This window comes from Parasphingorhabdus sp. (assembly GCF_036963805.1).
Classification (GTDB): domain Bacteria; phylum Pseudomonadota; class Alphaproteobacteria; order Sphingomonadales; family Sphingomonadaceae; genus Parasphingorhabdus.
This window is the reverse complement of sequence record NZ_JBALUN010000002.1, coordinates 295324-312047: the sequence shown is the minus strand read 5'-3', so window position 1 is coordinate 312047 and position 16724 is coordinate 295324. Positions and strand designations below refer to the sequence as shown.

General features: G+C 51.6%; 6 protein-coding genes. All 6 read left to right on the top strand.

Translation table 11 applies throughout. The annotated features are described in order from the left end of the window. The first annotated feature begins 41 nt into the window (after positions 1-41). The 6 genes from V7676_RS08135 (at position 42) to V7676_RS08110 (ending at position 16574) form a co-directional block, all read left to right on the top strand. A complete protein-coding gene (locus V7676_RS08135) occupies positions 42-1832 on the top strand; it encodes a ShlB/FhaC/HecB family hemolysin secretion/activation protein (RefSeq protein ID WP_335659192.1) in 1791 nt (596 codons plus the stop codon). Next, the gene (locus V7676_RS08130; RefSeq protein WP_335659190.1) at positions 1820-10840 is read left to right on the top strand and encodes a beta strand repeat-containing protein; all 9021 of its coding nucleotides are present in this window, start codon (positions 1820-1822) and stop codon (positions 10838-10840) included. The genes V7676_RS08135 and V7676_RS08130 overlap by 13 nt, the downstream gene beginning before the upstream one ends. A 45-nt stretch (positions 10841-10885) precedes the next feature. Further along, entirely contained in the window at positions 10886-12352 is a 1467-nt protein-coding gene (cysS, locus tag V7676_RS08125; RefSeq protein ID WP_335659189.1) for a cysteine--tRNA ligase, read from the top strand. Beyond that, a complete protein-coding gene (locus tag V7676_RS08120) occupies positions 12349-13311 on the top strand; it encodes a D-2-hydroxyacid dehydrogenase (protein ID WP_335659187.1) in 963 nt (320 codons plus the stop codon). The genes cysS and V7676_RS08120 overlap by 4 nt, the downstream gene beginning before the upstream one ends. A 168-nt stretch (positions 13312-13479) precedes the next feature. Continuing rightward, on the top strand, positions 13480-15126 hold the full coding sequence (locus V7676_RS08115) for an acetolactate synthase large subunit (RefSeq protein WP_335659186.1): 1647 nt from the start codon (positions 13480-13482) through the stop codon (positions 15124-15126). 11 nt (positions 15127-15137) lie between these two features. Then, positions 15138-16574, top strand: a complete 1437-nt coding sequence (locus V7676_RS08110; protein ID WP_335659185.1) for an aldehyde dehydrogenase family protein — start codon at positions 15138-15140, stop codon at positions 16572-16574. Positions 16575-16724 lie beyond the last annotated feature (150 nt).

Below are 16724 nucleotides of genomic sequence, written 5' to 3'. Positions count from 1 at the left end.
GATTGGGGTCGCGCAGGAAATATTTCAAAACGGGGAAAAATATGTCGCGAGCGCGCGCTACAATTAAATTGGCTTTCATGGTTTCAACGTCGGCAATTCTGCTGGCGCCTAATAGTGTCTGGGCACAGTCATCTATTGCGGCACCCACGAGAGAAGAAATCCAGCGCGGGATGCTGGGAGAGGCCGACAAGGGACAAGCGCAAGCCTTGACTGTTGACGGTGGTGTTGAACGTTCTGCGTGTCCGCTAGCCAATCCCGAATTCGCGGATGTAAAATTCACTTTACAATCGGCTGAATTTAGCGGCCTGAACGTTATCAATCCGTCGATACTGGAATCAGCTTATGCTGGATATATCGGTCAGGAAATCCATGTCGCCGCGGTTTGCGAAATTCGTGACCGGGCAGCAACAATCCTGCGCCGCGCCGGTTATCTTGCAGCGGTACAAGTTCCTCCCCAGACGATTGACGGCGGCAATGTAAAATTCAATGTTCTATTAGCTCGAATGACATCGGTGCAGGTTCGCGGTGACGCGGGCTCGTCAGAGAAATTACTCAAGCAATATATCGACCGCCTATTGGACGAACCGGTATTTAACATTGATCTGGCTGAACGTTATCTTTTGCTCGCCCGCGACATTCCGGGACTTGATGTGCGCTTGTCTTTGCGTCCGGCCGCAGCGGGTTCGGCAGGCAAGGCTGGCGATGTGATTGGCGAATTTAATGTCATTCGTACGCCCGTTTATATGGATGCCAATATCCAAAACTTCGGTTCCAAGCAGGTTGGCCGGTTCGGTGGACTGTTACGTGCCCGCTTCAATGGGCTGACTGGTATGGGTGATGAAACCACGATCAGCACTTTTTCAACTTCTGATTTTAGCGAGCAACAAGTGCTGCAAATTGGTCATGAGTTTCGAGTTGGCGGTGAAGGTCTCAAATTTGGTGGTAGTTTTGTCTACGCATGGACCGATCCGGAATTAGCCAGCAATTTTGACATTGAATCAGAGACCATGATCGCCGGGATTTATGCCAGCTATCCTTTCATCCGCAAACAATCCCATAATTTATTCGGCACCGTCGGTTTCGATTATATTGATCAAAAAACCGACATTTTGGGCGTAAGAACCAATGAAGATAATCTGAGTATCGCTTATGTCAGGATCGACTATAATGCGATTGCCCCTGACAGCCTTTCCAGCCGTGGCGGCTATTCTCCTTTTGAACCGAGATGGGGCATGGCCGGGTCATTAGAACTGCGTCAAGGCTTGGGTATATTGGGCGCCAGCGACGGATGCGGCCCTGCTTTTATTCGCTGTGTCGGGCAAACCGTTTTACCAACCCGTGCTGATGGTGATCCAACTACCTTTGTTGTGCGCGGAAAGGCAAAGCTCGATTATCGCCCTACCCCGCTTTTGGCATTTACTTTAAAGCCCCGCTTTCAATATTCTCCCGACGCACTTTTTTCCTATGAAGAAGTTTCGGGCGGCAACTATACGGCCGGCCGTGGCTATGATCCCGGTACAGTAATCGGCGACAGCGGCTTTGGTCTACAAACCGAAATCAGCTATGGTTCACTGGTTCCCGACACGCCAAACGGCAATGCGTGGCAGCCCTATCTCTATTTCGATGCCATGGCGGTATGGAACAAGAATATCCCCGGAGATCCGCAAAAAATTTATTCTGCTGGTGGCGGTATCCGCGCAACAATCGGACGTCAGGCCAGTCTGGATGTGATGGCCGTTGTACCCTTGAAACGCGGACCGTTCCAAACTCGGCGGGATAGCGCCAGAGCTTTGATGACGCTGACCGTGCAACTCGCACCGTGGACTCGGTAGAAGAAGCGGAGCAGCAAATGATGACCAGAGGCAAGATGATGACAGAGACCATCTGCAACATAACTGAGGAAAGCAAGATGGCAGACCATCATGAAAGAAATATGACCTGTTTGAAGCAAAGGTCTTTCAATAAACTAAAGTTGCTTGCTGGCGGGTCCATTGCTGCAGCGGTAATCGCAATAACTTCTGCTCCCGCCTCTGTGAAGGCTCAGGCCTTTAACCCAGTGGCCGGCCAAGCATTTCAAGCAAGTGCCACATCCCCGACCGGAGGCGTGATCTTCGACGGCCCGCGTACAACGAATTTAGACTCCCTTTTGATAAGCACACCCGAAGTAGTGATTAACTGGCAACCATTGGACACTAATGCGGCCGTATTGGGACCGGATGGACTACCGACCAACCCGATCAATATCCTGCCCAGCGGCCGGACTTTGCGTTTCTCATCGGCCAGCAGCGATTATACCATCTTGAACCGCATACTTCCCAACGCATCGGCCGCAGGTCGGCCGATCGAATTTAATGGTGCCGTAGAGAGCTTCACCAACGGAAACCCGGGCGGCAATATCTGGTTTTACAGTCCGGGCGGCATCATCGTCGGCTCGACAGGGCGCTTTGATGTCGGGAACCTAGTGCTCACCGCTAATGATATCGACACGACCGATGGCTTTTTTGGTGCTAATAATGAAATCCGCTTTCGCGGCACCGAAAATAGCACTTCCGCCGTCTCCGTCACCAGCGGAGCGCAGATAAACGCGCTGCAAGAAGACAGCTATGTCGCCTTAGTCGCGCCGCGTGTTGTGCAGGGCGGCACCGTCACGGTCAACGGATCGGCGGCCTATGTTGCTGCGGAACAAGCCGACCTGATTATCAACACAAATAATCTGTTCAGCATCGAAATTCCATTGGGCGCAGGCACCACCGATGAAAATGGTATTGTGCATAGTGGAACCGGAACAACAAATGGCCCGGCACCTCTCGACAATGCTGATAAACATCACGTCTATATGGTCGCCGTACCTAAAAATCAGGCAATGACCATGTTGCTAAGCGGCTCAATCGGTCAGGATTTGGCCGTTAGTGCATTTGTAGAAGATAGCAGGATTATATTAAGCGCTGGCGGCAACGTAAGTAACACAAGCTTCAATAATACTATTGATAAGACTATCGATCCAGCGCTCAATGGGAACATTTCGATTTCCGGTGCCGATTTCACCGGTGGGATTGATGCTTTTGCTAATAATCGCATCGACATTTTCGCTACGTCCGGCGGAGATGTCGTTCAAAGCCTGCAAAGCATCTATTCCCAACTTGATTTCACATCGGGGAATAGCATTGGTATCAGCGCCAGTGGTGGCGGGAATATCGATTTTGCCGGTGATATGACATTTAATACCACTAACAGGATTGATTTTGCAGTTGGTCCAGGTTCGCAATTCAGCCAAGTGGGCAATCTCTCACTCAATGCATTTACCGACACGCAAGGCGGCATTGTGGATATCGATATTACCGGTCCCGGAGCGCTTACCACGGGTTCAGGCCAATTGATCGTCGATGGAACCTTCAACATTCTCGCTGGCGTAATAGGGACGGAAAGCCGCCGTGCCGTGGTTGATAACGGAACCGATACATTCGGAGGCACGATCAATGTCGATATTATCTCTGGCGGACTTCTAGACATATCGGGCGGTGCCGATTTCGATGAATCTACTTTCGATGCGAGTGCCTCACCCCATTTGGGGCTAGTTTCAGGCGCCGATAGTTTTGGAGGTACGATTAATTTCAATATTGATGGTGCAGGCAGTACTCTGGTTGCAGATGGGTTTTTCGGGCTTGAACTCTATGCCCGAGGGAATAGCACCTCAACTTTCAACGGAACATCGACCGGCGGTAGCGGCACGGGCGGCGCGGTCAACCTGATCGTTAATGGCGGCACCATCACGGCAAGCCGTCTGGAACTGGATGCAAGTGCCGATGGTTCTTCCAGTGCCAGCGGTAACACCACCGAGAGCATCAATTCCGCATTTAGCGGCAATGTGGTGGCCAGTTTTACGGACGCTCTGATCAACATTGATGAACTGACCCTTTTGACCGGCGCCGATGCTGCCCGGTCCATTGACTCTGCCGGCAATCTGATAACGGCCAATGCATCTGGTGGTGATCTGACGCTCACGTTCGACAACACAATCTTCAACGCCGATGTCATGGCAATAAATGCCAGCCCCTTCGGCGCGTCCGGAACCGCACTTTCTGGCGAAGTGGCGGCCGGTGAAGAGGGAAGTGCTACGTTCAACCTGTTGAACGGTTCTGTGGTCACCGTTCTTGGTCAATTTCGCATGTTCGGGCGGGGCCGTTCAGATATTGATGGATCATCAAGTTCGGTCGATCTCGACTTGCTGATCAACAACGCAACGCTCAACGCGGCAACTGTCTCTCTGGACAACAGCCGGACGACCGATTCCCCGGCCGGTTCACCGGAAGGCACACCTAGCAGCATAAATGTTACGATAGAAAACGGCGGGGCACTCAATGCGGGAATCCTCAGTGTGAATTCAAGTGCACTTGCTGGTGCGGCTGGTGGGCAGGCCACCGCTGGCGATATCAATCTACTGGTCGATGGTGGCAGCCTGATCTTGAATGAATCCTCTGCCACTTCATTATTCATGGACGCCAGGGGCCTCGGCGCCAACAATGATGGAAGCGGCGCAACCAGCGATACCGGCCTAGGCATCGGTGGCAATATAGTTGTAACCCTGCAAGGTGGCGGTACAATGACTATGAATTCCGCCAGATTTTCGAGTGACGGCTTGATTGTTGTTCCGGGGGACGGCGTAGGATTCCAGGCAGCCGGTGAAGGTGGTTCAGGACTTGGCGGATCGGTGACCTTCAATCTCAACGGCAGCACCTTTGCCGCCACGGAGCTTACAATTTCTGCCAGCGGGGTAGCATCCGATGGCGGTAATTCTTCCACAACCGTGGTTGGCAATGGCGGTACCGGAACAGGCGGGAATGTAATATTCAATTTGCGCGGGACAGATGTTATAGTCAATAATCTGACAGTCAACGCCGAGGGCATCGGCGGCGGCGGCGGTAATTCGCGCGAAACAGAGGGCGAACCGGCCGGTGACGGAGGACAAGGCGTAGGTGGGTCGGCTATTTTCAATGCCAATTCAGGCAGTTTGACAGTTTCTAATTCCCTGACCATTTCATCAGGCGGATTTGGTGGTCAGGGCGGGACCGGAGAGGGCGTTGACGCTGGCAATGGCGGCGATTCCATTGGCGGTATCGCAACATTCACTCTCGACGGTACGGCTGATGTCGATATCGGTACGGGAGGGCTCATTGTAAACGCAAATACTACTGGCGGCGATGGCGGCTTTGCTTTGGTCGGAAATTCGCCTGCCCCCACCCCTAGTCCAGCCAGAAATGCGGGCAATGGCGGAAACGCGATAGCAGGGACTGCTACTTACAATAATCTCAGCGGAGCGATCACCTTCAATGATCTCTATGTCACTTCCATCGGAGCCGGTGGCACAGCAGGCATGGGCGGCACATTAACCTTTAATAATCAAACCTTTATATATGATTTTACAGAATCCTTCGTTGGTCAAACAGGTAGTAACGGCGGAAACGGAACCGGCGGAAACGCGATAATTAATCTGGGGCAGGATGATTCCAACCCTATTCAATATTCTGTTGATGCCAGTGGCACAGGCACAGCCGGTAGCGACGGCATCACAGGTGGTGTCGGTGGTAATGGAATCGGTGGATCTGCCATTATCAACGTTATTGATGCCACAGTGATTCTCGATAATCCAACGATCACAGCCAATGGTTTTGGCGGCAGGGGCGGAAACGGGAATCGTGATAGCGTTGCCAGCGTAACAGGTGACAGCGGCAACGGTAGTAACGGAATCGGAGGCACAGCGCGACTAGAAGTCACAGGCGCGGGTAGCAATATTGACCTAAGCTCGATTATTTTAGAAGCCAACGCAACCGGCGGAGCGGGCGGAGCGGGTTTTTATCAGTTTGGCGGCGGCATCAACGGCGGCAACGCAGGGTCTGGTGGTAATGCCAATGGCGGAACGGTAGAAATTATCGCGCGGACCGGCGCTATGATCAACATCACGACAAGCGAATTTAACATGACCAGCACCGGCACTGGCGGTGCTGGCGGCAATGGTGGCAATTCCTATGACAGCGATAGCGGCGATGGCGGCAATGGCGGCAATGCCACCGGCGGCACCGCACGCTTGCTGGCTCAAGGTGCAACGATATCTGGCAATAACTTGACCATCACGACCTCCGGTCAAGGTGGCAATGGCGGAATCCGGGGTATATTTGGGGCCACTGGCACAAACGGAACTAGCGGCATCGGTGGAAACGGAACCGGCGGTACGGGCATCATCGCGATTCAGGAAGGTAGCCCCGGCATTATCACCTTGGGCGATGTCCAGATCGCCGCCAATGGCTTCAACGCCGGTGATATCTCGTTGCCAACAGGCTTTGGCGGCCGCATCGAAATAACCGATACGTCAGCCGACCCTGCCGGTCTGATTAGCTTCGGCTCTTTGAACGCAGAAGCACTAGCAGTTGCTGGACCGATGAGCGGGTTTTTCATGTCCGGCAATAGCGGGATTATTTCCGCTACCGGCGACATAGTGATCAACGTCGCTGGCAATGCCGAATTTACTTATGATGGCGATGGTCAACTAATTGTTGACGGATTTATGGACGTCAACAGCGGCGCCTCCATTCTAGTCTCACATAGCAATAATGCCCTGTCTATCCCATCGATCGATGTTGCAGGAACCTTCGACGCGCGCGCGCAAGAAGATTTCAACAGCGCCACCGGGTCTATTATCAATTCTGCTTCCACCGTCTCCATTCGGGCAGAGGGTAATGGTTCCGCCGCAGATTTAAGGGCCTTTACCAATATAGATCTTTCGGCCGGGCGAAATGCACTGCTTGATAATGCGACTGTGAACGGCCCGCCAATTACGCTTGTCGTTGGAGCGGATAGTTTTTTGGTCAGCGGCATTTCAGTGAGTGCCGGTGGCGACGGTGGTTCGAGTTTTGAGCTTTTTGATCCCTCTTTCAACGCAACATTAACGGGTGACATTGCATCGTCTGGGGCCATTCGGGTTGAGGCGGGCGGTAATGCAATATTCCAAACCGGCGCTAATGTTGTTTCAGACAATATTCTTTCCGTACGCACCGGCGATGATATCATCATACAGTCTGGTGCGAGCGTTACAGCCGCGAATAATCCCCTTGATACCCCAAACACAATAACTCCGTTCGACAATATAAATAATTTGTTACTCTTGGCCGGTGACATTGGTACGGTAGGCCAGTTATTCACCACGCCCCTCACCCCAATCGCTTCCATCATTGCAGCGGGTGATATAAACGCCAATGGCTTTGCCGTGATAATGACGGCGGGTGCCATTGATGGTCTAGGCGGTACAATTTCAGCGGGGTCAATCAGTGCCGATATTAACAATGCGCCGTCCAATGCGGTAATTACCGCAATTGGCCAATCCGACGACGCTGGTCTGCTCAGCGCCAATTGTCTTGAAGGCAATTTATGTTTGGGTGCCTTAAGTGCGGATAATATTGTCGAAATCGGACAATTCGGTGTTCCCGTTCAAGCGATTATCGAAAATGGCGACATTTTTGCCAACCGCATCTTGGTGTCGACGCGCCGCGATATTGTGATGGGTGCCGACGGCATAGCATCGCGGTTTATCGCCAGCGATGAGATATTTGTGAACAGCACCGAAGGTAATGTAAATCTGAAAGACGCCGAACTGACAAGCGGCACGATTGGTATCGAAGCGGCAGGAAGTCTGCTCGGTTCCGGTTCGCTGAATAGTGGAAACGATATCGGGATTACGGTCAGCGACAGCATCTCGGCAGCCACCATTAATACGAGCGGCGAATTGACAACCGTGACCGCGCGTGGCGGCGCACTGGAGCGCTTTTATTCTGTGCCCGGCAGCATGAATGTCAGTATTTTGACTGTAGGCGTTGGCGATGTAAATTATGATGCCGGTGGTGATTTAAGTTTCGATCAAATTAACGTTCCCGACACCGATATTTTCTTAACCGCACCGGGTTCGATTTTCGTTGGCGGTACATCAGGCGCCCAAAATATCGATATTGACGGCGACAGCATCGTACTGGGCGGTGTCGGCGGTGCAGGTGATATCACGTTGACAGCTGCAAGTTTCATCGATTTTGGTACGGTGTCCGCTGGCAATTTTCTGGGCATCGCTGCGAGCACCATATCCGGCGATTCAGCCGATGGCAGCGATATAGTTATGGACGCTGATTTTATCAGTGTAAACAGAGTTGCAGGCGGTAACCTTGACGCAGTTGCGCAACAGGATCTGGCCTTCAACAATATTGATATAACCGGAAATGCGAATCTGGATGCCTTGGATCAAGCGGTTGTCGGTAACGGTGATGTCAATGGCAATCTCGTCCTAACCGGCGCAGGTGTTGCTCTCGATAGCGGCAATATTGGCGGCAATCTTACGATGTACGCAAGCGCAGGTGATATTGATGGAAACGGCATAATTGACGTTGGCGGTACGATTGACCTTGATGCAACCGGCAATATCGGATTTGGTTCGTTGGCGGCCAATGGTGGTGACTTCACCGCAGATGCTGGCGGCGATATTGAATTTGCCAATGCGTTTGCTGCTGGTGATATTCTCTTTAACGCAATTAATATTTTGGGGGGCAATATTGTCTCCGATCAGGATATCGTAATTTCGGTAGAGTCCATTAGGTTAGGCAACGCAACTACCGCCGGTTTGATCGATCTCACTTCCTCAGTTGGAGACATTGTTGCGGCAACGCTGGATGCTGGAAACACAATTAATGTCTCTGCGGCAGGCGATGCTGTTATCAGCAATGTTATTTCTATAAACGAAACCCGTTTACGGGGTAGTTCGGTCAATTTGGGAGGGGCTGATACCGGCGACAACGGCGACCCTAGATTCACTGTGGGCCTGTCGGTCAGTGCCAGTGATGGTGATGTTACCATCGGCGGCGATCTTGACATTTCCAGGCTGGGGGCATTTGGCGCAACCGGAAATATTGTTTTTGCGGACCTCGACATCACCAGCAAACTCCCCGCTAGAGTAACCGTCTCAGCGCAGGATTCGATCATATTCGGCAATGTCACTTCCGATCGTTCTATTACTGCTGGGGCTACGAATGACTTTACGGCCACAAGCGTCACAGCACCTGAACTGAGAGTGACCGTTAGTGGCATAGTGACCATCGAGACAGCCCAAGGTGGAGCCCTACGCGTTACGGGCGATCAAGACATAAATATCAACAATATCATAGCTGATTCAGCATTGTTGCTTTCCTCTGATGGAGACGTCTCCGTTCGGAATAACGCGGCGGTTAGCGATTTATTGACTGCAACCGGCAATAACGTTCTCCTCCGCTCTGACGGGGCTCTGAGAGTATCAGCCAGAGCGACGACTGGCACCATAGATATAGTCACGGTCGGAAATCTAGTTGTTGATGACGCCGATGCGGCTGGAAATGTCCGGTTGACTAGCTTGTCAGGCAATGCTGAGCTAAATGACGTAATCTCTCTCGGTGCGTCCTTTGGAATGTCCCCAACTGGTATCACGGGCCAAGCGACCACAAGTGCCAATGGCAATATTGATATAACCGCAGCCGGGGATGTCTTGATCAACAGCGAAACCAACGCCGCCAATGCCCTCACGATTACAGCTGGTAATCTTATCGATATCCAAGCTCTAACCACCGGAACGACAATCAATCTCTCATCTGCAGATATTGACATTGGCCCTGATGGCCAGCTTGGCGATTTTGTGCAGACGAATGATATTTTCATCCAAAGCAATGGAATCAACCAAGCCATTTTGGGCGGAGCAGGCACAACCGGCCTGTTCAGCCTCAGTAATGATGAGTTTTCACGTATTCAATCCAATCAGGATCTCACCATATTTATCACAGAAACGGGAAATATTACCCCAGACCTGACCATCCAGGACTTAACCGTTCGCGCGGGCGATAATATCAGCGGGCCGCAATCGGCAACCCTAGGATTTGCTGGAACATTGACAATTAATTCCGGTCAATCCACGCGGGTGGATGGCAATTTGAACTTAGCCAACGCCTCTGGCAGCACAGTATTAAACATGACATCCCAGAATGATCTCAGAATCAACGCCAATGGCGGTCTGATCCAGATGACCGATGCCAATGGCGGCTTTGGCAACGTCGGATTGATGACGCTAACAGCCCAGAATATCTATGTCCTGACCAATCAAGCCTATAATGATATTTTCGGACTGGATCTTGCCGCAATCAATCAGCGTTTGGCGAATAATGACGGCGTCGATATTGATCGTGGTTTTATACGTGGCGGTTTTGCAGAGTTTGTGGTCGATGGTGATCTGTTTATCCAGAACAGTGCGCCCGTTGCCAGTTTTGACGCTCGCCGCGGGTTCACAGTTAGCAGCCTGACGGTCAATGGGCGGAGTGCCAGCAGCAATGCAAATATTGTCATCAATGGTGTTATTGATGGAGTAACCGGTATCGACACGATCCCGGTTACAAATATTGGCGTCGGATTTAATAGTGCTTCGACAATTAACGGATGCTTGATCGCGAATCCGGCTAGCTGTGGTACACCTGCCCCAACACCTACACCCGCCGGAAATCCCCGTGCTGAAAATCCGGTGCAGGATATTATCGAAGAAGAGGTAGCGCCAGACGAAGATGGTTCCCTTGTAAGCGATCCGTTTGAAACCAACCTGATCGAGCTGAAGGAAACGGAGGAATTTATCGATGACCCGCTAATCGACGAGCCGGTTACCGGAGCTGGAAATGATGATCTGTGGGTTAGCGAGGAAGACACCAGCGGCGAAGATACTGATACGTGCGAGAGCGGTGATGAGACATGTAATCAGGATAGCCCAGCCGATAAAGAAGCACTGGAGTCGGCCGAGTAAATTGACTAGTTGACCTTTTACATCCTAAGCCATTAGGCGGTGGATATGAACGATAATATCAGCCATCCTTTGAAGCTGTTCAACAGCCTCACCCGCAAGCTTGAACCATTCGCGCCTGTCCATGAGGGAGAGGCCCGCGTCTATACTTGCGGTCCAACAGTTTATAACTATCCCCATATCGGTAATATGCGCGCCTATGTTTTCGCAGATCTGCTGGGTCGAACATTAAGCTGGAAAGGCTTTGCGCTTAAACATGTTATCAACATCACCGATGTCGGGCATCTCACCGACGATGCGGATGAAGGAGAGGACAAACTTGAAAAGGCAGCGGCTGAACGTGCGCAATCCATCTGGGATATCGCCAAACATTATACCGAGGCTTATTGGAACGATATAAAGTCGCTGAACATCCGTCAGCCAGCCCATTGGTCCATCGCTACTGACTATGTTCCACAGATGATCGAATATGCAAAAGGGATTACCGAGAAACATTGCTATGAACTGGATAACGGCCTTTATTTCGACGTCTCCACTGTCGCTGATTATGGCAGTCTTGCTCGAACGGCGACCGAAGATGGAGAAGGCCGGATCGAAACGGTTGAAGGCAAGCGTAACGCAGCCGATTTCGCAATCTGGCGTAAGACCGCCGAAGGTGAAACCCGCCAGATGGAATGGGACAGCCCCTGGGGCAAAGGCGCGCCGGGCTGGCATCTAGAATGTTCAGTTATGTCAGAGGCATTGCTGGGCCTGCCCTTTGACATTCATACTGGTGGAATCGATCACCGCGAGATTCACCATCCCAATGAAATCGCTCAAAATCAGGCCCACAGCGGCTGTGATCATAGCGGCGCGCAGATATGGATGCACAATAATTTCCTGATTGACCGTAGCCAGAATAAAAACGGCGCAAAAATGTCCAAATCCGCTGGTGAATTTTTACGGCTGCAATTGCTGATAGACAAAGGCATCCACCCCCTCGCCTATCGCCTTATGTGCCTTCAGGCCCATTATCGCAGCGAGCTGGAATTTACTTGGGATAATTTGCAGGCATCCCTGACCCGGTTAAAGCGCATCGTCATGGCCTTTGGTCAGCTGACGATCAAAGCGGAAGGCACAGCCGAACCGGTGGATCATCCACGTTTGATCCAGATTCAGGACCAATTTGACGCCGCGATAAGCGATGATCTGAATAGCGCAAAATGCTTGCCGTTATTAGAAGACTTATTGGCGCAAAAGAAGATATCCGCGTCGCAGCGCTTGATGCTAGCAAAAAAGATGGATGAAATATTTGGGTTTGATCTCATGAACCTGACACGCTCAGATTTACGGCTTCGACCCAAGGCCCGGACTATTGCGGAAGCTGAGATTGAACAAAAACTGAATCTACGCCAACAAGCTAAGGCCGATAAAGATTTTACTACCGCTGACGCGATCCGAGACGAACTAACCGCCCAAGGTGTAGAATTAATGGACGGCGACCCACTGCGCTGGGAATGGAGCATTTCAATATGAGCAAACCAATAGCCGCGATGGCTTCGCTTGTCCGGCCGATGGTCGAACCATATTGCGCCAATCTGGATGTCACTTGGTACACCACTACAGAGGAAGCTCTGGAAATCGCACCCCACGCCGAAATCGGCTGGTTTGACATGTATGACAAAGAAAAAATGGCGACCTTGCTGGGGGCCGCTACCAATTTGAAATGGCTCAATAGTATTTATGCCGGAGTTGAGCATTTCCCGCTAGATCAGTTGAAGCGACAGGGTACGATACTTACCAATGGAGCGGGGCTGAATAGCTCTCCAATTGCAGAATTTGTAGTTATGGGAATGCTCGCCGCTGCCAAACGGACCGACAAATTGCTCGCCCTACAAGAACAACAAGAATGGCCAGAGCAAGCGCCCGGCACGACCGAATTGGCCGACGGCAAGGCTTTAATCATCGGATATGGCGGCATTGGTCAAGAGGTTGCCAAAAAACTCTCCGGTTTCGGAATGGATGTGACTGCTGTACGACGGACAGCTAGCAATGATCCCGCAGACCTCGGCACAGAAGTAATCGGCACAAATGACTGGCAGGCACGGCTAGGCGAATTTGATTGGGTAATCGTTTCTGCGCCAGCAACCGCAGAAACGCAGAAGCTGCTCGGCAAAGACGAATTTACAGCGATGAAATCATCCGCATGGCTAATCAATGTCGCACGCGGGTCCTTGATCGATCAAAGCGCATTAGTCGCTGCACTCAACGGCAAAAGTATAGGCGGAGCGGTTTTGGATGTCACGGATCCAGAACCTTTGCCCAAGGGCGACCCACTCTGGACCGCTTCGAATTGCTTCATCACCATGCATGTTTCCGGAGTTGCGCAAACCCGGATGTTCCAACGTGCGGCTAGCCGCTTTGTGGAAAATTTGAAGCGCTATCAAAATGACGAGGAAATGATCGCCGTCGCGGATCTGAATCGCGGATATTAAGATGGAAATGAAAATTTGGATTGCCCCCGTGACATAAATGTAAATTTAGCTTATCAACCAACATCATAGGGGTAGGGATGAGTCTTTTCTGGAGGGGAAAAATTCATTCTGGTGTCGTTACCAATATCTTGAGCAACTACTGATCATCAAGATCGGGGAAGGACCCATATGACCAAAGCATCTGATTTATTCGTCCAATGTCTTGAAAATGAAGGCGTTGAATATCTGTTCGGCGTTCCCGGCGAAGAAAATCTCGACATGCTCGACAGCCTGTCGCGCTCCAAAAAAATCAAACTCATTCTCACCCGTCACGAACAGGGTGCTGGCTTCATGGCTGCAACCTACGGACGGCATACCGGCAAGACCGGTGTCTGCATGGCAACACTCGGCCCCGGCGCGACCAATCTCGTTACTGCTGCGGCTTATGCCCAACTCGGCGGCATGCCGATCCTGATGGTCACCGGCCAGAAGCCGATCAAGAAATCCAAACAGGGCCGCTTCCAGATCCTCGACGTCGTCGACATGATGGGCCCGATCACCAAATTCACGCATCAGCTGGCTTCGGCAGACAATATCCCTAGCCGCGTGCGCGAAGCGATCCGTCTAGCGGAAGAAGAAAAGCCCGGTGCCACCCACATCGAATTTCCGGAAGATATTGCCGACGAGGAAACCGACTCGACTCCGATCACGCCCAGCCTCGCCCGCCGTCCCGTTGCCGAAGCGAAAGCCGTCCGCGCAGCGACCAAGAAAATCGAAAATGCCAAATCTCCGATCATCGTTGTCGGCGGCGGTGCCAACCGGACAACCACCGGACGCATGCTCACGCAATTTATCGAGAAGACGGGCATTCCCTTTGTCACCACCCAGCTCGGCAAGGGCGTGGTCGATGAAACCCACAAGGAATTCATGGGCTGTGCGGCCCTGTCGGCCAATGATTTTGTCCACCGCGCGATCGAATCCGCTGACCTGATCATCAACGTCGGTCATGACGTGATCGAAAAGCCGCCCTTCTTCATGGCGACCGGCAGCACTGAAGTCATCCACGTGTCGATGAACAGTGCGGAAGTCGATCCCGTCTATTTCCCTCAGATCGAAGTGATCGGCGATATCGGCAACGCGATCTGGCAGATGAAGGAAGATATTGTTCCCTCGGGCAGCTGGAATTTCGATGCGATGTACAAGGCACGTAAGGCCGAGGAAGAGCATACCGATTCGATGGATGACGATGTACGTTGCCCTATCTATCCGCCGCATCTCGTCAAGGTCGTCCGCGAAGCGATGCCAGCCGACGGGATCATCTGTCTCGACAATGGCGTTTATAAAATCTGGTTTGCCCGCAACTACAAGGCGCGCCAGGCCAATACCGTGTTGCTCGACAATGCGCTGGCGACGATGGGCGCCGGGCTGCCCTCTGCCATGGCCTCGGCGATGGTCTATCCTGATCGCAAGGTAATGGCGATTTGCGGCGATGGCGGATTCATGATGAACAGTCAGGAAATGGAAACCGCCGTCCGGTTAAAACTGAACATCACCGTACTGGTGCTGAACGACAACAGCTACGGCATGATCCGCTGGAAGCAGGCCAACATGGGCTTCAAGGACTGGGGTCTGACTTATGGCAATCCCGACTTTGTTAAATATGCCGAGGCTTATGGTGCCAATGGCTACCGGATCACCAGCGCCAAAAACCTGCAGGAAACGATCGACAAATGCCTCAGCAGCGAAGGCGTGCATCTCATCGAGGTTCCGGTCGACTATTCGGACAATGATCGCATATTGAATCACGAGATCAAGGAACTCAGCGCGAAGGTTTGATTGGATAAACAATGACAAAACTCAAAGACGTTTATCCGCTGTACCTCAACAATGTTGCTGCTCAGCCCAATACTGATCTGGAAGTTACCGACAAGTTTACTAATGAGGTAGCTTTCCGGACGGCTTTGGCAACGCCCGATATTATTGAGGAAGCCATTGCGGGCGCTGTTACAGCAACAGAACCCATGGCACGCATGGCCAGTTATGAACGGCAAAATGTACTGCAACATTGTGTCGACCGGTTCAAAGAACGGTTTGATGAATTGGCTTATTCGCTGTGCGTTGAAGCCGGTAAACCAATAAAAGACGCCGAAGGCGAAGTCGGTCGGTTGATCGACACATTCCGCATTGCCGCAGAGGAATCGACACGTAATTACGGTGAAGTCCAACCTCTCGATATTTCAGAGCGTGCCAAAGGCTATCAAGGCATGTGGAAACGGGTGCCCATCGGCCCCTGCAGCTTCATTTCACCATTTAACTTTCCTCTAAATCTCGCAGCGCATAAGATTGCGCCGGCGATTGCCGTAGGTTGTCCCTTTGTGATGAAACCAGCGTCTAAGACACCGCTTGGTGCAATTATCATGGGTGAGGTTTTAGCAGAAACCGATCTTCCCAAAGGTGCTTTTTCGATATTACCAGCAAGCCGTGACGGCGCCGATCTGTTTACTGTGGACGAACGACTGAAGCTCCTTTCTTTTACCGGTTCACCCGGCGTTGGTTGGGACCTCAAAGCCAAAGCAGGCAAAAAACCGGTAATCCTTGAGCTTGGTGGTAATGCTGCCGTCATCGTTGATCATGATGCCGACCTCGAAGACGCGCTCGACCGCATTATCTTTGGAGCGTTCTATCAATCCGGCCAAAGCTGCATCGGCGTGCAGCGGATCATCATCCATGAAACAATCTACGACAAATTCAGGGATATGCTGGTTGCTAAAACTAAGACGCTAGTTGCTGGAGATCCCAAAAACCGCGATACATTTATCGGCCCAATGATTTCCGAAGGCGAAGCCAAACGCCTACAAGGCTGGATTGAAGAAGCCGTTGCCGGTGGAGCAAAATTGCTGTGCGGCGGTAATCGCACAGGAAATATGCTGGAAGCAACTTTGCTGGAAAATGTTGACCGCAACGCAGCAGCCAATCGCGAGGAAGCATTTGGCCCACTTGCACTGTTGTCAAAGTTTAGCGATTTTAACGCGGCTCTAGATGAAGTTAACGATAGTAAATTCGGCCTGCAGGCCGGTATCTTCACCCGTGACCTGTTTAAAACACTGGATGCGTGGGATAGGCTGGATGTGGGCGGTGTCGTGATTAACGACGTGTCATCCTATCGTGTTGACAATATGCCTTATGGCGGCGTCAAGGATAGCGGCTTAGGAAGAGAGGGTATCAGGTTCGCAATGGAAGACATGACTGAAATTCGTAATCTGATCATCCGGCGGAAACTATAAGCAAAACCGAATCACTAGGTCAGGCGGTTCGTCGAAAGTGCAGCTAAGCCACATCAAAGTGGCAAATAGGCAACGTCTAATTGGGAAAAATAAACTGGCATGTGATCCAAGTCACAGAAAAATCACAATATTCCGGGGCTTTTATCATTG